Genomic DNA, 23,794 nt, shown 5'->3' with positions numbered 1-23,794 from the left:
CAACGTCGCCCCCGTCACCGCCGCGTCGCCCCCGTCACCGCCATGTCGCCCGTCACCGCCCGTCGCGCAGGTCCTCCACTCCCCCGGCCAGGAACGCGATCCGGTCGAAGACCGCGCCGCAGCCCTCACCGGTGGGCGACTGCACCAGGAAGCCGGCGCGGGCGGCCGCCCGTTCCTTCTCCGTACCCAGGGTGAAGAAGCGGACGAAGGTCCACCTCTCGCCGTCGGTGGAGGCGTGGAAGGCGTAGGCGCCGCCGGTGCGGCTGAGGCGGAGCCAGCAGACGCCCTCGTCCACGACGAAGGCATTGGCGTCGTCGGAGTGGCCCCGGGTGACGACGGCGCAGACGGTCGGGAGGCCCGCGGAGTGCTCCAGGCAGAGCTTGGCCCACTCGCGGTCCCCGACGTGGAGGTACAGCGCGCCCGCGTCGCCGAACGACCGCAGCCCCGGGCGCACCCGGGCCACCAGCCGGAAGTCGCCCTCCCCCACCGGTCCGAGCAGGCGCGGGGCGTCGGAGCCCGGGTCCAGGGAGTCGCCGGACGGGGAGACGAACAGGTCCTGGCCGGGTCCGGCCCGGCCCGTCAGCACGCTGTCGGCGTGGGTCCAGCGTCCGTCGGGGCCCTCCGCGTCCAGGGCGAAGGGAAGGGCGTCCAGGTTCAGGCTCATGCGCGGCGTCCGTCCACCCGGCGGGGCAGGCCCAGCGGGTTGTCCTCGCGCAGCTCCGCGGGGAGGAGCGCCTCGGGGGTGGACTGGTACGTGACGGGGCGCAGCCAGCGTTCGATCGCCGTCGCGCCGACGGAGGTGGAGGTGGAGGTGGAGGCCGGGTAGGGGCCGCCGTGGTGCTGGGCGGGGGCGACGGCGACGCCGGTCGGCCAGCCGTTGACGAGGACGCGCCCGGCGAGCGGGGCGAGCGCGGCCAGCAGGCGCGCCGCGTCGGGGTCGTCGGCCTCGGTGGCGGTCTGGAGGGTGGCGGTGAGGTTCCCGGGCAGCCGGGCGAGGACGGCGGCGATCTCGTCGACGGAGGCGTACCGGGCGATCACGGTGACCGGCCCGAAGCACTCCTCCAGCAGCGCGTCGTGCGGGCCCTCGGCGGTCAGCCGGGCGGCCGGGACGGTGAGGAATCCGGCGGAGACGGTGTGCTCGCCGCCCGCGCCGGGGGTGACGGGCGCTTGGACGTCCGGCAGCGCGGTCCGCTCCCGTACGCCGGCGACGAAGGCGTCCCGCATGCGGTGGTCCAGCAGGACGCCGGACCCGGTGGAGCTGACCGTCTCGGTGAGCGTCTTGAGGAGCTGGTCGCCGGTCGCGCCCTCGGGGACCAGGACGAAGCCGGGCTTGGTGCAGAACTGGCCCGCGCCCAGGGTCATCGAGCCGCCGAGCCCGGCGCCGATCTCCCCGGCGCGCTCGGCGGCGGCCGCCCCGGTGACGACGACCGGGTTGAGGGAGCCGAGTTCGCCGTGGAAGGGGATGGGGGCGGGGCGGGCGGCGGCCGCGTCGAACAGGGCGCGTCCGCCGCGTACCGAGCCGGTGAAGCCGGCCGCGCTCACCAGCGGGTGGCGGACCAGCTCGACGCCCGCGTCGAAGCCGTGCACCAGGGTCACGACGCCCTCGGGCAGTCCGGTGCGGGCGGCGGCGCGGCGGAGGACCGAGGCGCAGAGTTCGGAGGTGGCCGGGTGGTCGGGGTGCGCCTTGACCACGACCGGGCAGCCGGCGGCGAGCGCGCTGGCCGTGTCGCCGCCGGGGACGGAGAAGGCGAGCGGGAAGTTGCTGGCCGCGTAGACGGCGACGACCCCGAGCGGGATCTTGTAGCGGCGCAGGTCGGGCCAGGGCGGGGTCCGGGAGCCGTCCTGGTGGTCGATGTGGACGTCGAGGTAGGCGCCTTCGTCCACGACCGCCGCGAACGCCCTCAACTGGGCTGCGGTACGGGCCAGTTCACCGGTGAGCCGGGCCGGGCCGAGGGCGGTCTCCGCGTCGGCCGCCTCGATGATGTGCTCACCGGTCTCCTCCAGCAGTTCCGCCGCCGCCCGCAGGAACGCGGCGCGCGCCACGCGGTCGGCGAGGGCGTCGCGGACGGCGTGGGCCGCCCGGACCGCCCGGTCGACCTCCTCGGCGGTGGCCTCCACCGCGACCTGCTCGCGCGGGTTCCCGGTTCGGGGGTCGACACTCCAGACTGGTGCTGCGCTCACCCTGATTACCTCCCGTGGTGCGACCGTCCTCCGGCCGACTTCCGGCCGCCTTCGGCCGCGCATCGGCAAGTGTTCGGTATTCTGAACGGAGTTCCTGAACGTGAATGTCCTGGGACTCTATTTCGGGGCGTTCCGTGTTGGCAATCGTGTGGCGGCTTTTCGGACGCCGAGGCGGACGAGAAGTCGATGAGCTGGAGAAGGGGGCGTGGGCGATGTCGGTCGCCGAGTCCGGTGGGGCACAGGTCAAGTCCGCGGTACGGACCGTGGAACTCCTCGAGTACTTCGCGGGGCGGCCCGGCATGCACTCGCTGGCCGCCGTCCAGGAGGCCGTCGGCTATCCCAAGTCGAGCCTCTACATGCTGCTGCGCACCCTGGTGGAGCTGGGCTGGGTGGAGACGGACGCGACGGGCACCCGGTACGGGATCGGCGTCCGCGCCCTGCTGGTCGGCACGTCGTACATCGACGGCGACGAGGTCGTGGCCGCCGCCAGGCCCACCCTGGACAGGCTGTCCGACGACACCACGGAGACCATCCACCTGGCCCGGCTCGACGGGACGAACGTGGTCTACCTCGCCACCCGGCAGTCCCAGCACTATCTGCGCCCCTTCACCCGGGTCGGCCGCCGGCTGCCCGCGCACTCCACCTCGCTCGGCAAGGCGCTGCTGGCGACCCACAGCGACGAGCAGGTCCGCAAGATGCTGCCCGAGTCGCTGCCCGCGCTGACCGAGCACACCATCACGGACCGCGAGAAGCTCATCGAGGAGCTGCGGCTGGTCCGCGAGCAGGGTTACGCGGTGGACCGCGAGGAGAACACCGTCGGCCTGCGCTGCTTCGGCGTGGCGATCCCCTACCGGACGCCCGCGCGCGACGCGATCAGCTGTTCGGTGCCGGTCGCCCGGCTCACCCCGGGTCACGAACAGCTGGTGAAGGACGCCCTGTTCGACGCCCGGGACCGGCTCGCCCTCGCGACCCGGAGACTGTGATGGCCGCGATAGCGCTGCGCCCGGTCGAGGACGGGGACCTGCCGCTGTTCTTCGCCTGGATGAGCGACCCCGGGGCCACCCGCGTCGCCGCCTTCACCGCCGAGGACCCCACCGACCGGGCCGCGTTCGACGCCCACTGGGCGCGGATCCGGGCGGGGACCCGCGTGGTGATGCGCACGGTGGTGGCCGACGGTGCGGTGGTGGGCCATGTCGGGGAGTACGGGGACCCCGGGGACCGCCAGGTCACCTACTGGATCGGCCGCGCGCACTGGGGCCGGGGGCTGGCGACCGCCGCACTGCGGGCGTACCTCGACGAGACGCCCACCCGCCCGCTGCACGCGCGGGCGGCGGCCGACAACCTCGGCTCGCGCCGGGTGCTGGAGAAGTGCGGCTTCGTGGTCACCGGCAAGGATCGCGGATTCGCCCGCGCCCGGGGTGAGGAGATCGACGAGGTCCTGGTCACGCTGCACGGCTGAGCGGTTGTCGGGCGGCCTCGGCCCGGACGTGACCGGCTCTCCCCCGCGTGGCGGAGACGGATCGTCGCCGGGCAGGACGTGCGGGGCCGGTCGGCGCGGAAGCCTGGACGCCATGACAGCGAACCGGCCCCCCGAGGCACCCTCGCCCGCCCCGCCGCACCGTTCCGGGACGCCCGGGCCCCCTGGGACGCCACCGCACCGCGCCGAGGCCGCCTCGTACCGCGTCGCACCGCCCCCGTACCGCGTCGGCCGGGCGCGGTCCGTGCTCCGGGCGGTCGCCATGGTGGCCTGTCTGCCCTACATCGGGCTCAAGGTGGCCTGGATGGCGGGCAGTCGGCTCGGCATCCCGGAGGGCAGCGCGCTGCTGGACGGCGGCGCCCTGCTACGCGTCGCCAACGGGGCCACGGTCCTGATGGACGGCGCCGTCATCCTCCTCGCCCTGCTGCTGACCCGGCCCTGGGGCCTGCGGGTGCCCGCCTGGCTGCTGGTGCTGCCGATGTGGGTGGCGAGCGGCCTGCTGCTGCCGATCATGACGGCCTTCCCGGTCCAGCTGGCCGTCGGGTTCCTCGGCGGTGGCGACGGCCGGCCGGTCGGCGAGGGCAACTCCGAACCGTTCCTCGACCCCTGGGTCTTCGGCGTCGTCTACGGCGGCTTCATCGTCCAGGGCCTCGCCCTCGGCGCCCTCTTCGCGCTGTACGCCGGCAAGCGCTGGGGCAGGTTGACGCAGGGGCGGCTGCGGGACCTGCCGGCGGGTCCGACCACGCCCGCCCTCCGCGCGAGCGCCGTCGCCGCCGCTTCGGCGGCTCTCTTCCCCGGCGTCACGCACCTGTTGTGGGTCAGCGGTTCCACCGCCGGGCTCCACGCCGGCCGGGCGGCGGACCGCACCAGCGACTTCTACGTCCTGGAAGCCGTCAACCTGTTCTTCGTGGTGGTCACCGTCGTCGGGGTGCTCCTGCTCGCCTTCCGCCGCACCGGCCGCCTCTCCCTGCGTCTGCCGCTCGTCCTGGCCTGGGCCGGTTCGGCGGAGATGGCCTGCTGGGGCGGTTGGCTGAGTCTCGCGGGGCTGATCGGCGCGGGCGAGGCGGCGGACCGGCCGACGACGGCGACGGTGTTGACCTACGCTGTCCAGATGCTGGCAGGGGCGCTCGTCGTGACGCTGGGCGCCTACTTCTTCGCGGAGCGCGCGGCGGCTTCGGCGCTGCCCACCGACGTCGGCGCCGCCGACCCGGCCGGCGCCGGCCGGATGTCATGAAGCCGCTCGCCGTGGTGTTCGGACGCAGGACGCGGCTGCGCTGGCTGCATCTGATCATCGGTGGCGCGCTGCTGATGCCGTACTTCCTGGTCGGCACGGTCCTGGTCGGCATGGCGGGTGGCGGGGCAGCGCTGTTCACCTCCCTGCCCGCCCAGTTCGCCGCGTTCGCCATCGCCCTGCCGATCGCGGCGGCCACCGGCCTCTTCCCGCTCGTCCGGCCGCTGTCCGTGGCCGCCGTCCGCGCCCTGTGCGGGGTGCCGCCCGCCCTGCTGGCCGACGGCTCCGCCCGGACCCGGCAGGCCCGGGTGCGTACCGCCGGCTGGTACACCCTGCATCTGGCGCTCGGCGGGATCGTCAGCGGCAGCACCCTGGCACTGCCGCCGTTCGCGGTGGCAGTGGCCGCGCTGCCGTTCTCCCCCGGGCTGCGCTCCACCTGGCTGCTGGACGGCCCCCGGGTGTTCCGGGAGCCGTGGACCCTGGCTCTCGCCCCGATCGCCGGGCTCGCGATGCTGGTGGCGCTGGCGCTGGCCGCGGCCGCGGCCGGGGAGCTGCTGGCCCGGCGGGCCCCGGTGCTGCTGGGACCGACGCCGGAGGACCGGCTGGCCGCCGCCGAGCGGCGGGCGGCGGATCTGGCGGTGCGCAACCGGCTCGCCCGGGAGCTGCACGACTCGGTGGGGCACGCGTTGAGCGCGGTGACCCTTCAGGCGGGGGCGGCGCGCCGGGTCCTGGACCGCGATCCGGAGTTCGTCCGCGAGGCGCTGACCGCCATCGAGGAGACGACGCGGCGGACGGTCGGGGAGCTGGACTCGGTGCTGGGACTGCTGCGGCAGGACGGGGAGCCGGACGACGAGGGCAGGGCGTACGGGCCGGGACTCGACGCGCTCGACGGGCTGCTGGCGCACTGCGGGGTACGGGTGGCGTACGAGCGGCAGGGCGATCCGGACGGTCTGGACCCGGTGGTCTCGCGGGAGGCGTACCGGATCGTCCAGGAAGGGCTGAGCAACGCGTCGCGGCACGGCGGGGGCGCGTCCCCGGTACGGCTGCTGATCGCGGTACGGGAGAGGGAGTTGGAGATCGTGATGGAGAATCCACTGGGCGAGGGGCCCGCCGTGCTGCGTCCCGGCGGCGGTCGCGGACTGCGCGGCATCGCGGAGCGGGCCGTCCTGCTGGGCGGCCGGACCGAGGCGGGCGCGGACGACGGCGTCTGGCGGCTCACCGCCCTGCTGCCGCTGACGGCCCCGGGCCCGGCCGGGCGGAAGGGGGAAGGGCGATGAGCGGGGCTCCGGTGCGGGTGGTGCTGGCGGACGACGAGCGGATGGTGCGTACGGCGCTGCGCGTGATCCTGGACGCCGAGGAGGGCATCGAGGTCGTCGGGGAGGCCGCCACCGGTGCGGAGGCCGTCTCCGTGGTGCGGGCGCTGCGGCCCGACGTGGTGCTGATGGACGTGCGGATGCCGGAGATCGACGGCATCCGGGCCACGGAGCAGATCCTCGCCACGTTGGCGGACCCGCCGAGGATCGTCGTCGTGACGACCTTCGAGAACGACGCGTACGTGTACGAGGCCCTGCGCGCCGGGGCGGCCGGGTTCCTGCTGAAGCGGGCGGCCGCCGAGGAGCTGGTGCAGGCGGTGCGCCTGGTGGCGTACGGCGACTCGCTCCTCTATCCGGCGGCGGTGCGCACGCTGGCCACCGAGCACGCCGGGCGGCGGGCGGGCGGGGCTCCGGCGTGGGTGGCGAGGCTGACCGGCCGGGAGGCGGACGTACTGCGGCTGATGGCGGCGGGGCTGACCAACGCGGAGATCGCGGGGCGGCTCTCGGTGGGCCCTGCGACGGCGAAGACCCATGTGGCGGCGGTCCTCGCGAAGACCGGCGCCCGGGACCGTACCCAGGCGGTCATCGCGGCGTACGAGTCCGGTTTCATCACCCCGGGCTGAGCCGCGGGCTCTGCGCGCCGAGTGAGAAATCGGTGAGAAGCGGCACGATCGGGAACGGCCGGAACGCGCCCGCTCGTCCCTCCAGCGGGATGAACAAGACAATCAGGCGCGCTTCGGTCTTCTGTCTGCTCATGGTGCTCGCCCTGCTGGTGCGGGCGACGTGGGTGCAGGGCTACCAGGCCAAGGCGCTCGCAGACGACGAGCACAACCGGCGGAACACCATCGCGCAGTACGCGCAGCCGCTCGGGGACATCATCGTGGCCGGTTCGCCGGTCACCGGATCGAAGGGGACCAGTGGCGGCGACCTCCGGTACAAGCGCACGTACCCCCAGGGCGAGCTGTACGCGCCCGTTACCGGCTACAGCTCGCAGGCGTACGGGGCGAACCAGCTCGAAGGCATCTACAGCGACGTCCTGGACGGCACGGACGACCGGCTGAAGGACCCGAAGGACCTGCTCACCGGCGGGCAGGCCGACCCCGGCAACGTACTGACGACGATCGACCCGGACGTCCAGAAGGCGGCCTACGAGGCACTCGGCGACACCAAGGGCGCGGCGGTGGCCATCGACCCGGGGACCGGCCGGATCCTCGGCATGGTCTCCACCCCCTCCTACGACCCCTCGACGATCAGCGGGACGACGGACCAGGACGCCTGGCAGGCCCTGCTGGACGACCCGGACAAGCCGCTGGTCAACCGGGCGATGCGGCAGCCGCTGCCGCCGGGCTCCACGTTCAAGCTGGTGGTCGCGGCGGCCGCGCTGGAGAACGGGCTGTACGGCTCGGTCGACGAGCGCACCGACAGCCCCACCCCGTACACCCTGCCCGGCACCACCACCGTGCTCCCCAACGAGAACCCGTCCGCGCCCTGCGAGAACGCGACCCTGCGCACCGCGCTCCAGTACTCCTGCAACAACGTCTTCGCGAAGGCCGCCGTCGACCTCGGCCAGGACGAGGTCAAGGAGATGGCGGACGCCTTCGGGTTCGACACCGAGAAGCTGGACGTCCCCGTACGGGCGGCGAAGAGCGTCTACCCGACCGGTATGGACAAGGCCCAGACGGCGCTGACGGGGATCGGCCAGTTCGAGGTCACCGCGACCCCGCTCCAGATGGCGATGGTCACCTCGGCCCTCGCCAACGGCGGCGAGCTGGCCGCGCCGCACATGGTCTCCCGGGTGACCGACGGGGACGGCACGGTGCTGGAGGAGACCGCCGACGGCGACACCGAGCGGGTGGTGAAGGAGTCGACCGCCGAGCAGTTGCGGAGCGCGATGGTGACGGTCGTCGAGGAGGGCACCGGCACCAACGCCCGGATCCCCGGGGCCGAGGTGGGAGGCAAGACGGGCACCGCGCAGCACGGCGTGGAGAACAGCAGCACCCCGTACGCCTGGTTCACCTCGTACGCGAAGGACCGCGACAGCGGCAAGGAGGTCGCCGTCGCGGTGATCGTGGAGGACTCGGGGGCGGCGCGCTCCGAGATCAGCGGCAACGGGCTGGCCGCGCCGATCGCGCAGAAGACGATGCGGGCGGCGCTGGAGCGGTGACGCGAGGGACGGGCGCCGCCCTGGCCCACCTCCCGGGGGGACGCGCCTAGGCCCTGTCGTCGAACTCCCGTCGTCGCCCGGAGGGCGGCCCTGCGGGGTCAGGTGCGTGCTCTCGGCGTGCCGGGCTCACGTCCTCGTACTGGACGTACTCGGGCGTGGGCCCGGTGCGGCGAGAGTGCGTGCATGGCGCCGCGGGGCAGACGGGAGTTCGACGACAGGGCCTAGGGCATCCGCCCGATGCCGCCGCGCCGCCTTACTCCGCAGCATGAGCCGCACGGCCCGCGCGGACGGGTCGCGGAGCCACGAGGCGGAGGGCGGGGCGGCATGGGCGGTCCGGCGGTGGTGCGGGTCCTGCGGGACCCGACGGCGGGGCGGTATCTGGCGGGGGTGGTCGTCTCCGGGTTCGGTACGTCCGCGATGTGGCTCACGGCGGGGATCTGGGTCAAGTCGCTGACCGGGTCGAACAGTCTGGCGGCGCTGACGGTGGGCGCGATGTGGGCCCCGGTGCTGGCCGGGCCCGCGCTCGGCGCGCTCGCGGACCGGGTGGACCGGAAGAAGCTGCTGGTCCGGGTCAACCTGGCGATGGCCGCTCTGCTGGTCACGCTGGTGCTGGTGGACTCGGGCCGCACCGTCTGGCTGGTCTTCGTGGTGCTGGTCCTCTACGGGGCGAGCGGCGTCCTGCTCGACGCGGCGGAGTCGGCGCTCGTCGCGGGGACCGTGCACGCCTCGCTGCTCGCGGACTTCAACGGGCTGCGGACGACGGCCAACGAGGGCATGAAGCTGGTCGCCCCGCTGGCGGGCGCCGGGCTGTACGCGCGGTTCGGCGGACCGGCCGTGGCGCTGCTGGACGCGGCGACGTGCGCCCTGGCCGCCCTGATCTTCGCCCGGCTCCGGATACGGGAGGCTCCGAGGCCCCCGGTGGGTGCGTGGCGCGGTGAACTCCTCGCCGGGCTGCGGCGGATCCGCGGCTCGGCCGTGCTCCGCCCGCTGGTGGCGGCGGGGGCGGCGACGATGCTGCTGGCGGGGGTCAACGGGGCCGTCACGTTCGGTTACGTCGATGACGTGCTCGGCCGGACGCCGGAGTACGCGGGGGTCCTGTACGCGGTGCAGGGCGCCGGTTCCGTGGCGGTGGGGCTGCTGGTGGGGCCGCTGCTGCGCCGGCTGCCGGAGCGGGTCTTCGCGGCGGCCGGGATGGCGTTGTTCGGGCTGGCGGTGGGCGCGCGGACGCTGCCGCACGACGGGGTGGCCCTGGCGGCGAGCGCGGCGATCGGGTTCGGCCTGCCGTGCGTGCTGATCGCGACGATGACCGCGGTGCAGCGGGAGACGCCGGACGCGGTGCTGGGGCGGACGGCGGCGACGGCGGGCTCGCTGATGACTGCGCCCAACGCGGTGGCCCTGGCGGTGGGGGCGGGGCTCGTCGCGGTGGTGGACGTGCGGGTGCTGACGGCGACCGCCGGGGCGGCGGGGCTGCTGGCCGCGGCCCTGCTGGCGGCGGGGGCGGCACGGTGCCGCACCGCCTCCGCGTCGACATCCGGGCCCGCGCCGGAATCCGGCCCTGCGCCGGCGTCAGGCCCCGCAGGGGAGGCCGGCCCCGCCTCACCCCAGCCGTGAGAGCGCGGCGGCGACCGCCTCCAGGTCCGGGCCCGAGGCGAGTCCCGCGTGGTACAGGCGCAGTTGGTCGGCGCCGAGCGAGGCGGCGTGGGCCGCGTCGCGCTCCAGGGTGCGTGGGCTGCCGCCCATCCCGGTGACGATCCCGAAGTTGGCGGCGCGCACTCCGCCCCGGCCGGCGAACGGGCCGAGGACCGCGTCCCGGGCGCTGTCGGGTCCGGTGCAGGGCAGCACCACGCCGTCGGCCACGGCCAGGATGTGGTCCGCGTCGACGCCGACGTTGGCCCCGGTGCGGTACGGGACGGGGTCGGCGTGCAGCAGCACCTGGAAGCCGGGCGGGGCCACCTCCCGTACCGCCGCGACGGCCGCCTCCTGGAACGTGCGGGCGACCCGGCCGCGCCACCGCAGGGTGGCGTCCGCGAGCTCGGGTCCGAGCAGCTTCCCGATGCCGTCCCGGCCCGACTCCGGGGAGCCGCCGCCGGACCAGGCCGGTTCCAGGGCGCGGCGGACGGCGGCGGACAGGTCGCCGGGGTCGGCGCCCGCCTCCCTGTACCCCTGGCGGCACTCCGGGCAGAAGCACAGCGACATCAGGTACTGCGCGGCCTCGCCGAGGCCCACGCCGGCGACCTTGTCGTGGGCGTGCAGATGGGCGAAGCCGTACCAGCCGCAGGACTCCAGCTCGGTCCCGTGCGCGCCGGGCCGGGCGGCGGCCTCGGCCGCCAAGTCCACGAGGTACGCGCGCACCGCGGGGCGGGCGATGCAGGGGGCCCAGGGGTAGCGGTCCCCGTAGGCGTTGACCACCGAGGTGTCCGGGTGCTCCGCGCCGAGCCGCGAGCTGTGGGCGAGGACCACCCAGCTGTGCACCTCCAGACCTGCGGCGGCCAGCGCGCCCGCCGCCTCCCCGTACGGATCGTCGCCGGCCGTCCAGCTCTGGGGGTACGGGGCGAGAGTCCGCCCCGCCCAGCGGTCCGGGTCCGGCGGATAGAGGACGGCGGCGTGTTCGGCGGTGACGACGCGGTGGGCGGGGTGGCGGGGCGTCAGGGCCCGGGTGGAGTGGTAGGCGGAGGCCAGGGTGACCTGGCGGACGCCGAGATCCGCGATCCGGTCGGCGGCGCCCGGATCCCCGACGACGTCCCACGGGTAGAGGAACGCGCCCGCCTTCACGCCCTGCCCCCGATCCGGCCCGCCGGGGCGCCCTGTTCCTGCGACGCCCGCTCCTGGGACGCGCGTTCCTCCAGCAGGGCGCGGCCGCTCGCGATGATCTCGACGAGGTCCTTGACGTGTGCGGCGGACGGTTCGGTGAGCGGGGTGCGTACCTCGCCGACGTCCAGACCCTGGAGCCGGACTCCGGCCTTGACCAGGGAGACGGCGTACCCGCGGCCCTTGGCGCGCAGTTCGACGAGCGGCCGGTAGAAGTGGTCGAGCAGCCCGTTGACCAGGGCCTCGTCGCCGGAGTCCAGGGCCCGGTAGAAGGCGAGGGCGATGTCCGGGGCGAAGGCGAAGACAGCCGAGGAGTAGAGGGTGACGCCGATGCCCCGGTAGGCGGGGCCGGTGAGTTCGGCGGTGGGCAGTCCGTTGAAGTAGAGGAAGTCGCCGTCGGGCCGGTGGGTGCGGACCGCGCTGACGATGCGCTGCATGAGGTCGAGGTCGCCGTGGCCGTCCTTGAGCCCGATGATGCCGGGGGTGCGTGCCAGGGCGACGACCGTCTCGGGGGTGAAGATCGCGTTGTCGCGCTGGTAGACGATGGTCTCCAGGCCGGTGGCCGCGGCGAGTGCCGCATAGTGGTTCAGCAGCCCCTGCTGGTCGGCGACGACGAGGTAGGGCGGCATGGCGAGGAGCCCGTCCGCACCTACCTCCTCGGCGGCCCGCGCGTACTGGACGGCGAGCGCCGTGCCGTAGCCCACCCCTGCGAGGACGGGGAGCTGTCCGGCGCTCTCCTCGACGGCGGCGGCGACGGCGAGGCGGAACTCCTCGGGGGTCAGCGCGTGGAACTCGCCCGTACCGCAGCAGGCGAAGACCGCGGCGGCTCCGGCGTCGATCCCCGCACGCACATGGGCGCGGAAGACGGCGAGGTCGACGGTGCCGTCCGGCCCGAACGCGGTCACGGGGAAGAAGAGCGGCCCGGCGACTTCGCTGAGCCGGGCGGCGAGGGGGGCTGAGGTCACGGGCGCTCCCTGAGCAGATGCAGACGTGCACAATTCTGATCGGTGTCCATATTTATGAACATCGCAACGCTAAGACAGCCTCCGATGGCAGGTCAAGGAGTACGCGGGCTCTTGACGCACGTCGCCTCGCCTCCCTAGCTTGTCCACGCATGTGAATGTCAGCCAGGATTGCGCACAGCACCCCGCGTACGCCCCGAGGAGACCCCCGTATGACCGCTCCCCGTACCGTCCTGCTCACCGGCGCCGCAGGCGGCCTCGGCACCCTGATGCGAGGGCTGCTGCCCGCGTACGGATACGACCTGCGGCTGCTCGACCTGGTCCCGGTGGAGGGCGCGCCCGAGGCGATCACCGCCGACCTGAACGACCGGGAGGCGCTGCGCGAGGCCGTGCGCGGGGTGGACGCGGTCATCCACCTGGCGGGCATCTCGCTGGAGTCCACGTTCGACAAGATCCTCCGCGCCAACATCCAGGGCACGCACCATCTCTACGAGGCAGCCCGCGAGGAGGGCGTCCGGCGCATCGTGTCCGCCTCCTCCAACCACGTCATCGGTCACACCCCGCGCCCGGCTCCGGGCGATCCGCCCATCCCCCTGGACGCCCCGCGCCGCCCCGACACCTTCTACGGGCTCTCGAAGTGCTTCGGCGAGGACCTGGCCCAGCTCTACTGGGACCGGCACGGGCTGGAGACGGTCTCCGTGCGCATCGGGTCCTGCTTCCCCGAGCCCACGTCGGTACGGATGCTGTCGGTCTGGATGAGCCCCGGCGACGGCGCGCGGCTGTTCCACGCGGCCCTCACCGCCGAGGACGTGGGGCACACCGTCGTCTACGGCTCCTCCGCCAACACCCGCCTGTGGTGGGACCTGGAACCGGCGCGGGCGCTGGGCTACCGGCCGCAGGACGACTCGGAGCCGTACGCGGCGAAGCTCGTCGCCGAGCAGGGCGAGCTGGACCCGGACAACCCGGCGCACGCCCGCGTGGGCGGCCACTTCGCGACCGACCCGCCGATCTGGCCGCACTGAGCCGTCCGGGCGGGGCGGGGCGGCGCGGTGGGAAATCCGGGCGACGCGGGCGCGGCGGGGCAGGCAGGATGCGCCCCATGCCGAGACCTGACGGATTCCAGTACGAACAGCACGGCGACCAGGGCGTCACCATCACCCACCACGGCCGTCCCGCGGGCACCCTGCGCGGCGGACGCGCGGAGAAGTTCCTGGCCGAGGTGGGCTCGGGCGACGCCCAGTCGGTGATGGCGCGCTGGACCGGTGCGTACAAGCACGGCAACGAGCACACCGCCCGCGACCACCCGCGCAACCGCCGCTGAGCGCCCTTCGACGACCGTCCTCCGGACGGCCGAAGGTAAGGGAACGGCAAAGCCGGGTCGTTCGTTACCCCGTGCATGACCGCAATGACCCCCGGCTCGAACATCCCTCTCTCCGCCGCCCGCGTGGCGGTGGACGTCGCCGCTCCGGTGCGGCTCGACGTCTCGGGCCTGCTGCTCACCGCCGACGGCAAGGTGCGCTCCGACGACGACTTCATCTTCTACAACCAGCCCTCGGGCGCCGGCGTGACCTACCGCTCCGGCGGGGGCTCCGCGCCCGACGCGATCGTGGTGGACACCACGGCCGTCCCGCCGGGCATCGAGAAGATCGTCGTCACCGCGAGCCCCGACGCCGCGGGCCAGACCTTCCAGGGCGTCGAGCCCACCGCCACCGTGCGCAACGCGGACGACGGCAGCGCGCTCGCCACCTTCACCCCGCCGCAGCTGGGCGCGGAGACGGCGCTCGTGGTCATCGAGATCTACCTGCGCAACGGGGCCTGGAAGGCCCGCGCGGTCGGCCAGGGGTACGCGAACGGGCTGGCCGGGATCGCCACGGACTTCGGCGTCTCGGTCGAGGAGCCCGCGGCCCCGGTCGCCCCTCCGGCTCCGACGCCCCCCGCCCCGGTCGCCGCCGCCCCGGTCGCTCCGGTCGCCGCCCCCGTGGACCCGCGGATCGCCCCGCCCGCTCCGCCCGCTCCGGCCGCTCCGCCCGCTCCGGCTGCTCCGGCCGCTCCCCCGGCGGCCCCCGCCGCGCCCGCGGGCTCCGGGAAGATCAACCTGGACAAGGGCCGGGTCAACCTCCAGAAGAACCAGACCGTGTCCCTCGTCAAGGGCGGCGCCCCGCTGCTCTCGCGGGTCAGGATGGGCCTGGGCTGGGAGCCCGCGTTCCGCGGCAAGGACATCGACCTGGACGCGTCGGTGATCGCCTACGGCCCCAACCGCAACCACCTGGACAGCTGCTACTTCGGCAAGCTGACCATCCTGAACGGGTCGATCAAGCACTCCGGCGACAACCTCACCGGTGAGGGCGCGGGCGACGACGAGGTGATCATGGTGGACCTCGGCCGGATCCCCGCCGAGGCGACCGGCCTGGTCTTCACGGTGAACTCGTTCACCGGCCAGAAGTTCAACGAGGTGGCCAAGGCCTACTGCCGGCTGATCGACGACGCGTCCGGCGAGGAGCTGGTCCGCTTCGACCTCACCGGTGCCGAGCCGCAGACCGGCGTGATGATGGCCAAGCTCATCAAGCAGTTCACCGGAGAGTGGGAGATGACGGGGATGGGCGAGTTCGTGAAGTCGCGCACCGTACGGGGCATGGTGAAGCCCGCCGCCAAGTCCCTGTAGCCGCCGTGGGCCCTCTCCGGAGGGCCGCAACGGAGTCCGGGGCGCCTGAAGTGATTCAGGCGCCCCGGATCCGGAGAAGGCGGACGCTGCTCGTGCTCGTTCCGCGTCTCAGAGCTTGGTCAACTTGGAGTACGGGCTCAGGATCCTTCCCTGTCGCCCCGAGAAGTCGATGAGGACCGCATCGTTGTCGCCCTCGACAGCAAGAATCCTGCCGAGCCCGAACTGGTCGTGCGACACCCTGTCGCCCACATCGAAGCATTCGACCGGTGGGGCCTCCTGGGCCGGGCGGTTGAAGGGACTGGAAGGCAGGTGACGCCGGGCTGACTGTTTCATTAAGTCGAGTATGCGCCCTGCGGGGGCCCTACGCCATGCCCGTCGGTGCCCAAGGCCCCAGACGTGCCGGATTCGTAATCAGCGCTCACCACGGCCAGTCAGCGCTTCCTCCCGCCTCCAGCAGCGGAACCCTGCGGAACGCCGCGTCGGAAAGACCCCCGAACGTGTGGCGGTTTCCCTCGCCGGACGGGGCGTGGCCGAGCCGGTATCCGGCCAGATCCCAGGTGTGGACGGGCACCGTGTCCGGAACGCTGCGGGTCGCGTCGCCACGGGGCGTGTACGCGAACTGCTCGTCGGTGACGATGAGTATCCGGTCGTGGTCCCGGTGGTGCCGTCGCACCGCGGACCGGTCGACCAGCGGTCCCGGAGAGAGCGCGACGGGACCCGGGGACGCAACCGAACCGGAGCGCGCGGGCGTCGCACAGGAGGGGCCCGCGGTGATCGCCCCCGGCCCGACGGCACGAGGGGGGACGCCAGGCATGGAGCGGGTCGCGGGTTACCGGATCGTGGCGCTGCTCGGCGAGGGCGGCATGGGGCGGGTCCACCTGGCCCGGACGGCGTCGGGACGGCTCGCGGCGGTGAAGACCGTCCATGAACACCTCGCCGCCGACCCGCGGTTCCGGGAGAGGTTCCGGCGCGAGACGCTCGCCGCGCGGGCGGTCGCCGGTCCGTTCACCGCCGCGGTGCTGGACGCGGGCCCCGACGCCGTACGGCCGTGGTTGGCGACCGAGTTCTGTGCGGGGCCGACGCTCACCCAGGCCGCCGGGGCGCTCGGGCCGCTGGGCGCGGGGCCGCTGGCCGGGCTGGGGGCGGCGCTCGCGGAGGCGCTGGCGAGCATCCACCGGGTCGGGCTGGTCCACCGCGATCTGAAGCCGTCGAACGTGGTGCTGGCCCGGAGCGGCCCGAAGGTCCTGGACTTCGGCATCGCCAGGCGGGCGGCCGACGAGACCCTCACGGGCACCGGGGAGGTCGTCGGATCACCCGGGTTCATCGCCCCGGAGCTGCTGACGGCCGACGACGAGCCGTCCCCCGCGGCCGATGTGTTCGCCCTCGCGGCGCTGCTCGCCCGGATGGGGACGGGCCGACCGCCCTTCGGCTCCGGACCCGCGCACCAGGTGCTGTACCGGACGATGCGGGGCGAGGCCGATCTGGACGGGTCCCCGTCCGGCGAGTGGCGGGCGTTCCTCGCCTCCTGTCTGACGGGCGACCCGGCCGGGCGTCCCGCGGTGGCCGACGTGCTGGACTGGTGCGCGGATCGGTCCCCGGCCGGCGCGTGGTGGGAGCGGGACCCGGTGGCCGGCCTGGTCCGCGACCACGAGAACAGGGTCGCGGCGCTGGTGGCGGACGCCACGCACGGCAGCCGGGACGACGCGGGCATCCCGGCTGCCCCGGATGAGGCGGACGAGCCGGACGAGCCGGACGAGGCGGACGAGGCGGACGAGGCGGACGAGGCGGACGAGGCAGGCACTCCGGCAGGCACTCCGGACGCCGGTACCGCTCCGGCCGACGCCGTACCCGCGCCCTCCCCCACCGGCGCCACGCGCACCCCGGCGGACGCCGTCCCGTACCGGACCCGTCCCGTGGCCGAGCCGCGGGACGCCGTCCCGTACGACGGTGGGCCGGGCCGGGGTCCGGCCAGGCGGCGGCTGCTCGCGTTCGGCGGGGCGGCGCTCCTGACGGGAGGCGGTCTTCTCGGCGGCGCGGCTCTGCTCCGGCGCACCGAGAAGGACGGCCCGACCGGCGGACGGGGGGCCTCACGGGCGCCGCAGACCCGCTGGGCCCGGGGACGTCTGCTGTGGACCCGGACCGTCGGCGACCTGGGCCCGTCCGGCCGGGTGCTGCGCCACGGCGGCGCGCTCCTCGTCACGGACGCGGCGGCGGTGACCGCCCTCGACGCGGCCACCGGTGCGGTGCGCTGGCGGTATCCGGCACGGGACGTCACGGCCGTCCGGCCGCTCGGGGACCAGGTGCACCTGCTGCTCTCCGGGTTGCTCTTCGCACCGGAACTCCTCACCCTCGACGCCTGGACGGGCAACCGGCGCTGGTCGGCCCTGCCGTACCGGCCGGTCAACGCCCGGACGCGGACGTCCACCGCACCAGACGGCCAGTCGGCGTTCCTCGCCGTCGACGGCGGGACGACGGCCCTGGTCTCCTACGCCTCCGACGCCTCCCTGTGGGCGAAGCGCTCCCTGGGCGATCGCCCCTGGCGTGCGTACGGGTTCGACTCCCGTACGGGAGAGGCCCTCTGGTTCCACGAGGGGACGCGGGCCGCGGTGACCGGCATCGACGCGGCGGGCGGCCGGCTGGCCGTCGGGCTCCGCCTCCCGCCCCGCCCCGGGGCCTCCGCCGAGGAACCGTTGTCCGTGCTGCGGATCTCCGGCGCGGCACCGCGGCCGGAGCCGGAGATACCCGGCGGCGCCCCCTATCCGCACGCCCACCCCGGCGCCTCCGGCACCCGGTACTACGCGCGCGGCAGCCTGGTCCTCGCGGTCGATCTGGCGGCCCGGCGCACCGCCTGGCGCAGGACGCTCGAAGGGTCGCCCACGGTCACGCCCACCGCGACCCATGGTGTGGTGCACGCCGCGACGGCGGGCGGGGTCACCGCGCTCGACGCCCGGGACGGGCGGACCCTCTGGAACCGTACGGACGTCGGGCGGCTCGCCTCCGACGACGGTGGCGGCGGCGTCGACGACGGGCCGCCGCTGGTGGCGGACGGCACGCTGTACGCCACCGGACCGGAGCCGGGCCACGAAGCGAAGTTTGGGGAGGGTGCGTTCTGGGGGGTGCACGCCCTCGACGCCCTCCACGAGCGCCGCCTGTGGTCGGTCCCCGTCGAGGAGGACGGGCCCTTCCTCGCCGCCGCCGGCGGGGGTCTCCTCCACGTCTGTGCCGGCGGGACCGTGCAGACGTTCACCGGACCGGAGTCCGCGTGACCGGCCCCCTGCTCCCGGGCGATCCCGAACGGCTCGGCTCCGTCCGGCTGCTGGGCCGGCTCGGGGCGGGTGGCATGGGTACCGTCTATCTGGGCCGGACGCCCGGCGGGCTGACCGTCGCGGTGAAGACGGTGCACGAACACCTGGCGGCCGACCCGCACTTCCGTGAACGGTTCCGCCGCGAGGCCGCCGCCGCCCGCGCGGTGACCGGGGCGCACACGGCGGCGGTGCTCGACGCGGACCCGGAGTCGTCCCGGCCCTGGCTCGCCACCGCGTATCTGCCGGGCGTCACGCTGCGGCACGCGGTGGCGGCGACCGGACCGCTGGCGCCCTCCGCCGTACGGTCCCTGGGCGCGGCCCTCGCCGAGGCGCTGGAGGCCATCCACCGGGCGGGCCTCGTCCACCGCGACCTCAAGCCGTCGAACGTGCTGATCACCGCCGACGGGCCCCGGGTCATCGACTTCGGGATCGCCCGCGCGATCAGCGACCACGGGCTGACCGGTGCGGGTGACGTCGTCGGCACCCCGGGGTTCATCGCCCCGGAGCAGATCACCGGGGGCATCGTCACGGGGGACACGGACTCCCCGCAGGCGGCGGGCGGCGTGGCGGTGACCGGGGCGGCCGATGTGTTCGCGCTCGGGGCGGTGCTGGTCTTCGCCGCCACCGGAGGCAGCCCGTTCGGCTCGGCGACCCCGGCGGTGCTGCTCTACCGGGCCGTCCACGAGGAGCCGGATCTCACCGGCGTACCCGACGGGGTGCGGGAGGTGGTGACGGCCTGCCTGGAGAAGGACCCCGGCCTGCGTCCGACGGTGGACCAGGTCCTACGGGCCACCACGGATCCGCATCCGGCGCTGTGGTGGCGCACGGAGCCGCTGCGCACGCTGGTCCTGGGCAGGGCGGCCGAGCAGCCCGTCGAGGAGCCCGCCGCTCCGCCCGGCCCGCCGGGGGCGGCCCCGACCGCCCCGGCGCCGGCTCCGGCCCGCACCCGCCCGCTCTCCGTCCTGCCACCGCCGCCCGTGGTGAGGAGCCCGTCGGCCCGGCGCGGAGAGCTCACCCGGCGCGGTCTGCTGCTGGCCGGGGGCGGCGGGCTCGCCTCGCTCGTCACGTACGCGTTCAACCGGAGCGGGGCCGGCGGGCGGGAGGAGCGGGTCGAGGATCCCTTGAGGATCCGGCCGGGGAGCACCCGGCAGGGCGCCCTGCGCTGGACCCTGGCCCCCGCGTTCGAGGGCACCACCGTGGACGCGCTGCGGTCGGCCGGAAGTTCGCTGTTGGTGCACGGCGTCGCCGTACCCGATGTCGGGACCACCGGCAGCGGCGGCGGATACGTCACCGCGCGGCGGGTCCGCGACGCCGGGCGCCGGTGGCTGACCGGCGCCGAGGAGAACGCCCCCGCGCAGTGGGGGGTGTCCGGTTCGGTGCTGGCGGCGGCCGATGTGGGCCTGGCCGCCCTCGATCTGGCGACCGGCGAACCGCTCGGCACGCCCACGGAGCGCCCGGTCCCGCTGTGGTTCGCCGTCGCCTCGGGGGTGCTGGTCTCCGGTCTCGCGGCGGACGGCGGCGCGCCGACGCTGAACGCGGTGGACCTGCGCACCGGTGCGCGGCGCTGGACCGGGGGCACGGCGGAGGTCCGGCCGCCCGCCGTGCTGGGCCGGTCGGTGCTGCTGGCCGACGGGGACGGTGGGAACATCCGGTGCGTTGACGCGGTCAGCGGTGAACTCCTCTGGGCGTACGAGGAGTTCGAGGGTGAGGTGGCATCTCTGGCGGCGGTGCCGGGGGCGGGCTGTTTCGTCCTGCTCGGCCTCGGTGGCGCCCTGCACTTCCTCCGGGCGCGCGACGGCGGCCGCCTGGCCACCGGCACGCTGAAGGACGGGCCGAGTTCCGGCTCCAGCGCGCTGGCCGCCGCCGGCTCCACGGTGCTGCTGAGCACCGGGGGCCGGGTCCACGCCTACGCGCCCGCCACCGGCCGGTCGCTCTGGTCGGCGGGGACGGTGGGGCTGGACACCAGCTGGCCCGCGGGCACGGGCGGCGTCCGAGCGCCCGTGACGTCCGGTGGAGCGCTGCTCCACTGGGCGCGGGCAGGGGTCCTCCAGTGCCTCGACCTCCGCAGCGGCGAGGAACGCTGGGCGGCCACGCTCGGCGGGGTCGGCCAGGTGCCGCCGGTGGTGACCGGGGGCACGGTGTACGCGGCGACGGGCGAGCTGTGCCGGGCCCTGGACGTGAACCGGGGTGCGGTGCAGCGCGGTTGGGGGGTCACCGACGTCCGGGACCTCGCCGCGGACCCGTCCGGCTGGTACGCCCGCGTCGGCACGAAGGCGGTACGGGCGTACAACCACACGGCCGCGCCGGTGCGGGGCTCCTGAGGCCGCGAACCACTGACGGCTGCTTGGCAGGAGCAGAGCTCTTCAGCCGAACACTGCTCCGAACCCGGCGTTCAGCCCCTCAACCGCCCGCGCGCGAGCGGGCCTTGAACGCGGCCTTGCGGGCGTCCTTGGCGGCCTTCTTGTCGCTGTGCAGCCGGCCCATGGCCTCCAGCACGTCGGCGGTGGCCGGGTGGTCGACGCGCCAGACCTCGTCGAAGAAGCCGCTGTGCTGCGCGGAGAGCCCCTCGACCAGGCCCTGGAGCTCGTCCAGCTCGCCGTCCGCGTCGAGTTGGGCGGCGATCGTGTCGATGGCCAGCCAGAAGATCATGTCCTCCGGCGGGGCGGGCACGTCGGCCGCACCGCGCTCCGCGAGCCAGACGCGGGCCAGGCCACCCAGCTCCGGGTCGCCGAGCACCGCGCGTACGGCGGGCTCCGCCCCGGGGCCGGCCAGGGCGAGGGCCTGCTGACAGTGGAGGCGGCGCAGCGGCGCGCCCTCGTCCGTGCCGCGCGCGGCGGCCAGCAGCTCGGCCGCCGCGGCCACCGCGCCCTCCGCGCCGTGGCCCGCGAGCCAGAGCTTGACCTCGGCGCGGGCGGCGGGCTCCGGGTAGTGGGCGATGCCGTCGAGGAGCACGTCGGCGCCCTTGCCCGCGAGGTCGCCGACGGCGGGGGCGTCCACCCCGGCCTCCAGCATCCGGGCCCGGATGCCGTACAGGCCGAGGGGGGTGAGCTTGACCATGCCGTAGCGGGTGACGTCCTCGTCGTCGGCCCCGGCGGCGGAGTCGTCCGCGGCTTCGCCCTCCTCGACCAGCAACGCCTCGTCGACCGGGCGGTATTCGACGATCCCGATGGGTTCGAGGAGCCTGAACTGGTCGTCGAGGCGCATCATCGCCTCGGACACCTGCTCCAGGATGTCGTCGGTGGGCTCGCCCATGTCGTCGGGGACGATCATCGACGCGGCGAGGGCGGGCAGCGGGACCGGTCCTTCGCCCGCGCCGTTGTCCGCGAGGGTGAGCAGGTAGAGGTTGCCGAGGACGCCGTCGAGGAACTCCGCCTCGGCCTCCGGGTCCCAGTCCAGGGCGTCGAAGTCGATCGAGCCGTCCTCGCCGACGAGGTCCGCGAAGTCGTCCAGGACGGGCGCGGTGGCGTCGGCGTGCACGGCGTCGAGACCGTCGAGCCAGATGGACAGGACGTCCTGCGGGGAGCCGCCGGTGAGCAGGGCCAGGTTCTCGCCGATGGTGACGGTGCCCTCGCCGTCCGCGCCCTCGTCGCCCTCGCCCTCCTCGGGGTCGGTGACGTCGAGGAGGCCGGTGTCCACGGCGAGCCGCCAGGCCTCGCCGGCGTACGCGGCGCCGTCCTCGTCCGCCGGGAGGGCGAGGTGCTCGGCGGCTGCGGGAAGCTGGTCCTCGACCAGTTCGCCGCCGGCCCCGACCCGGGTGTCCGGGCCCGCCCAGCGGGCGAGCTTGACGGCGCGGACGAACAGCGGAGCGGCGAGCGCGTCCCGTGCCAGTTCGGCCTCGGTGTTCAGCCGCACCGGCGGCAGGGAGGGACGCTCTGCGGACATCGGGGGTTCTCCTCGGTGCGTGCTCGGGGCATACGGAGTGCGTACGCGGTTCGGCCGCCCAAGCCTAGACGCTGTGCGCGGCGTACCGCCCACCGCTTCGCCACATACCGTCCGCCACGCCCTCATATACGCCCGCACCCGGCTCGACACTGAGCACCGGGGTGTAGCGGTGCACGCCGCCGCCGGTCATGCCCGGGTAGTTCTGGACACGTTCCCAGAGCGGGGACGAAGAGCCGATGCCCTCCCCGGGTGCCGCGAGGGCCGCGATGTGGTCTTCGGCGCTCTCCCACTCGGCGTAGTTGAGGACCCGGGTGCCGTCGGTGCTGACGTGGAAGTACGCGGCGATGCCGCCGGCGGGCAGTTCGGCCTCCTCGCCGAGCGCCTCGAACACCGTGTTCACCCAGTCGCGTTGACGGGCCGGGTCGGGCCCGTCGAACTCGACGTCCACGATGACGAGGCAGCCGGTCTCCCTGGTGTCGCCCAGGGCCCGGAGGCTGGAGCGGTACAGCTCGTAGGTGCGCGGTCCGTGGCGTTCGATGCCGGGGACGGCGGCGTCGATCTCGGCGTCGCGGGCGTCGCCGCTCTCCCGTACGAAGTCCTGGTAGGCCTGTTCGCCGGTCCACTGGGAGTAGTGCAGGAGGGTCGCGCCGTCCTCCCCCGCGTAGACGCTGTGGGAGAGCAGCCCGGGGTGCGGCCATTCCCGGCTCTCCCAGGCCCTCCGGATGGCGTCGACGGCCTCTCGCTGCCGCTGCGGTGTACCGACGTTCCAGGTGCTGGCCTTGGCGATCCGGGCGTCGGTGCGGGCCGGGTCGGGTCGGTCGGTGAGGTGCGTGGTCATGGCGGTGTTCCCTTCTTCACGCACGTCGGTCGGTGCGTCCTGACTACTACGGTGACACCTCAAGTCCGGTTGAGGTCAAATTGATCCGTCTTGCACCTCCCGTGTCCCGTTCGCCCAGGGCGTGAGCGGCCTCGGGTGCGGTCGAAGCCGGCCGGGGAAGGGTGGGGGCATGACCCTCTCGGTGGCGCACCTGAGCGATCCGCACCTCACGACCGGTCCGGGGGCGGCGGCCCCCGCCGCCGGGCTGCGGGCCGCCCTGCGCCGGGTGCTCGCCCTGGACCCGCTCCCGGGCTGCGTCGTGATCACCGGTGATCTCACCGAGCGCGGGGAGCCGGGTGAGTACGCGGCCCTGCGCGAGGAGGTCGACGCGTTCCCGCTGCCGCTGCATCTGGTGGCGGGCAACCACGACGTGCCGGAGGCCCTCGTAGGCGCGTTCGGTGGGACGCGCTTCCTGGGCGGGGGGACGTGGACGTCGTACGCGGTGGAGCACCCGGCGTTCACCGTCGTGGTCCTGGACTCGCGGGTCGCCGGCGCGCCGGGCGGCCGGCTGGGTCCCGCGCAGTTGTCCCGGCTGGACCGGGACCTCTCCCGGCACCCCGGCGTACCGGCCCTGGTCTGTGTGCACCATCCGCCGGTTCCGGTCGGCATTCCGTTCCTGGACGCGATGCGCCTGGCGGACGGCCCCGCGCTGGCGGAGGTGGTGGCCGCGCACCCCCGGGTCGTGCGGGTGCTGGCGGGCCATGTGCACCGCCCGGTCACGGTGGCCTTCGCGGGCAGCACGGTGGCGGTCGCGCCGAGTACGTACCGGCAGAGCGGGCTGGCGCTGCGGGAGGGCGCGCCCGGCTATCCCGACGAGCCGGCGGCCTTTCTGCTGCACGTCCTGCCGGAGGGACCGCCCGGCACGGGCTGGGTCACGCACACCGTGCCGGTGGGCGACGGCTGAAGGACCGGGCGGGCCCCGCCCCGGGAGC

At 74.7% G+C, this 23,794-nt stretch carries 20 protein-coding genes and 1 pseudogene; 13 read left to right on the top strand and 8 right to left on the bottom strand.

The genetic code is table 11. The features are described 5' to 3' along the window. Positions 1 to 52: 52 nt before the first annotated feature. Together AC3CH1_RS29095 and AC3CH1_RS29090 are read right to left on the bottom strand one after the other, a co-directional pair. Entirely contained in the window at positions 53 to 664 is a 612-nt protein-coding gene (locus AC3CH1_RS29095; protein ID WP_488465611.1) for a DUF1349 domain-containing protein, read from the bottom strand. Then, a complete protein-coding gene (locus AC3CH1_RS29090) occupies positions 661 to 2,181 on the bottom strand; it encodes an aldehyde dehydrogenase (NADP(+)) (protein ID WP_488465610.1) in 1,521 nt (506 codons plus the stop codon). The genes AC3CH1_RS29095 and AC3CH1_RS29090 overlap by 4 nt, the downstream gene beginning before the upstream one ends. A 212-nt stretch (positions 2,182 to 2,393) precedes the next feature. Between AC3CH1_RS29090 and AC3CH1_RS29085 the strand changes: the two genes are divergently transcribed. From AC3CH1_RS29085 to AC3CH1_RS29055, 7 genes are all read left to right on the top strand, one after another. Beyond that, a complete protein-coding gene (locus tag AC3CH1_RS29085) occupies positions 2,394 to 3,164 on the top strand; it encodes an IclR family transcriptional regulator (RefSeq protein ID WP_381781412.1) in 771 nt (256 codons plus the stop codon). Next, positions 3,164 to 3,640: a GNAT family N-acetyltransferase gene (locus tag AC3CH1_RS29080; protein WP_488465609.1), complete on the top strand. Its 477-nt coding sequence runs from the start codon at positions 3,164 to 3,166 to the stop codon at positions 3,638 to 3,640. Before AC3CH1_RS29085 ends, AC3CH1_RS29080 begins: the two co-directional genes overlap by 1 nt. 280 nt (positions 3,641 to 3,920) lie before the next feature. Beyond that, positions 3,921 to 4,892: a hypothetical protein gene (locus AC3CH1_RS29075; protein WP_488466762.1), complete on the top strand. Its 972-nt coding sequence runs from the start codon at positions 3,921 to 3,923 to the stop codon at positions 4,890 to 4,892. Then, on the top strand, positions 4,889 to 6,166 hold the full coding sequence (locus AC3CH1_RS29070; protein ID WP_488465608.1) for a sensor histidine kinase: 1,278 nt from the start codon (positions 4,889 to 4,891) through the stop codon (positions 6,164 to 6,166). Before AC3CH1_RS29075 ends, AC3CH1_RS29070 begins: the two co-directional genes overlap by 4 nt. Next, positions 6,163 to 6,825, top strand: a complete 663-nt coding sequence (locus AC3CH1_RS29065) for a response regulator transcription factor (RefSeq protein ID WP_488465607.1) — start codon at positions 6,163 to 6,165, stop codon at positions 6,823 to 6,825. The genes AC3CH1_RS29070 and AC3CH1_RS29065 overlap by 4 nt, the downstream gene beginning before the upstream one ends. A gap of 89 nt (positions 6,826 to 6,914) precedes the next feature. Beyond that, a complete protein-coding gene (locus AC3CH1_RS29060) occupies positions 6,915 to 8,366 on the top strand; it encodes a peptidoglycan D,D-transpeptidase FtsI family protein (RefSeq protein WP_488465606.1) in 1,452 nt (483 codons plus the stop codon). 324 nt (positions 8,367 to 8,690) lie between these two features. After that, positions 8,691 to 9,977, top strand: coding sequence for an MFS transporter (locus AC3CH1_RS29055; RefSeq protein ID WP_488465605.1), 1,287 nt, complete (start codon positions 8,691 to 8,693; stop codon positions 9,975 to 9,977). On the opposite strand, the gene AC3CH1_RS29050 is transcribed toward AC3CH1_RS29055, so the two are convergent. Together AC3CH1_RS29050 and AC3CH1_RS29045 are read right to left on the bottom strand one after the other, a co-directional pair. Further along, on the bottom strand, positions 9,963 to 11,138 hold the full coding sequence (locus tag AC3CH1_RS29050; protein ID WP_488465604.1) for a hypothetical protein: 1,176 nt from the start codon (positions 11,136 to 11,138) through the stop codon (positions 9,963 to 9,965). The genes AC3CH1_RS29055 and AC3CH1_RS29050 overlap by 15 nt on opposite strands. Continuing rightward, positions 11,135 to 12,139 (bottom strand): 5-dehydro-4-deoxyglucarate dehydratase, encoded by a 1,005-nt coding sequence (locus tag AC3CH1_RS29045; RefSeq protein WP_488465603.1) that lies wholly within the window; start codon positions 12,137 to 12,139, stop codon positions 11,135 to 11,137. Before AC3CH1_RS29045 ends, AC3CH1_RS29050 begins: the two co-directional genes overlap by 4 nt. A 209-nt stretch (positions 12,140 to 12,348) precedes the next feature. On the opposite strand from AC3CH1_RS29045, the gene AC3CH1_RS29040 reads away from it, so the two are divergent. The 3 genes from AC3CH1_RS29040 (at position 12,349) to AC3CH1_RS29030 (ending at position 14,798) form a co-directional block, all read left to right on the top strand. Beyond that, positions 12,349 to 13,158, top strand: coding sequence for an NAD-dependent epimerase/dehydratase family protein (locus AC3CH1_RS29040; protein WP_488465602.1), 810 nt, complete (start codon positions 12,349 to 12,351; stop codon positions 13,156 to 13,158). Positions 13,159 to 13,235: 77 nt separating this feature from the next. Continuing rightward, positions 13,236 to 13,457, top strand: coding sequence for a hypothetical protein (locus AC3CH1_RS29035; RefSeq protein ID WP_488465601.1), 222 nt, complete (start codon positions 13,236 to 13,238; stop codon positions 13,455 to 13,457). A 75-nt stretch (positions 13,458 to 13,532) separates the two neighbouring features. Then, entirely contained in the window at positions 13,533 to 14,798 is a 1,266-nt protein-coding gene (locus tag AC3CH1_RS29030; RefSeq protein ID WP_488465600.1) for a TerD family protein, read from the top strand. Between the two features lie 108 nt (positions 14,799 to 14,906). On the opposite strand, the gene AC3CH1_RS29025 is transcribed toward AC3CH1_RS29030, so the two are convergent. Beyond that, positions 14,907 to 15,131, bottom strand: coding sequence for a hypothetical protein (locus AC3CH1_RS29025; protein ID WP_032752687.1), 225 nt, complete (start codon positions 15,129 to 15,131; stop codon positions 14,907 to 14,909). A gap of 85 nt (positions 15,132 to 15,216) precedes the next feature. Further along, positions 15,217 to 15,474 (bottom strand): annotated as a pseudogene (locus AC3CH1_RS29020) (TROVE domain-containing protein); the annotation flags it as partial. A 136-nt stretch (positions 15,475 to 15,610) separates the two neighbouring features. On the opposite strand from AC3CH1_RS29020, the gene AC3CH1_RS29015 reads away from it, so the two are divergent. Then, entirely contained in the window at positions 15,611 to 18,064 is a 2,454-nt protein-coding gene (locus tag AC3CH1_RS29015) for a protein kinase domain-containing protein (protein WP_488465599.1), read from the top strand. After that, positions 18,061 to 20,424 (top strand): serine/threonine-protein kinase, encoded by a 2,364-nt coding sequence (locus AC3CH1_RS29010; RefSeq protein WP_488465598.1) that lies wholly within the window; start codon positions 18,061 to 18,063, stop codon positions 20,422 to 20,424. The genes AC3CH1_RS29015 and AC3CH1_RS29010 overlap by 4 nt, the downstream gene beginning before the upstream one ends. Before the next feature lie 79 nt (positions 20,425 to 20,503). Here AC3CH1_RS29010 and AC3CH1_RS29005 read toward each other — a convergent pair whose 3' ends face one another. Next, on the bottom strand, positions 20,504 to 21,985 hold the full coding sequence (locus AC3CH1_RS29005) for a hypothetical protein (RefSeq protein WP_488465597.1): 1,482 nt from the start codon (positions 21,983 to 21,985) through the stop codon (positions 20,504 to 20,506). A 64-nt stretch (positions 21,986 to 22,049) separates the two neighbouring features. After that, positions 22,050 to 22,823, bottom strand: a complete 774-nt coding sequence (locus AC3CH1_RS29000) for an antibiotic biosynthesis monooxygenase (RefSeq protein ID WP_488465596.1) — start codon at positions 22,821 to 22,823, stop codon at positions 22,050 to 22,052. Between the two features lie 169 nt (positions 22,824 to 22,992). Between AC3CH1_RS29000 and AC3CH1_RS28995 the strand changes: the two genes are divergently transcribed. Then, positions 22,993 to 23,766: a phosphodiesterase gene (locus AC3CH1_RS28995; protein ID WP_488465595.1), complete on the top strand. Its 774-nt coding sequence runs from the start codon at positions 22,993 to 22,995 to the stop codon at positions 23,764 to 23,766. Positions 23,767 to 23,794: the final 28 nt, after the last annotated feature.

Source organism: Streptomyces sp. MGP-P1 (assembly GCF_057766565.1).
Note: the sequence above shows the minus strand (reverse complement) of the source record. Positions and strands in the feature narration are given on the sequence as shown.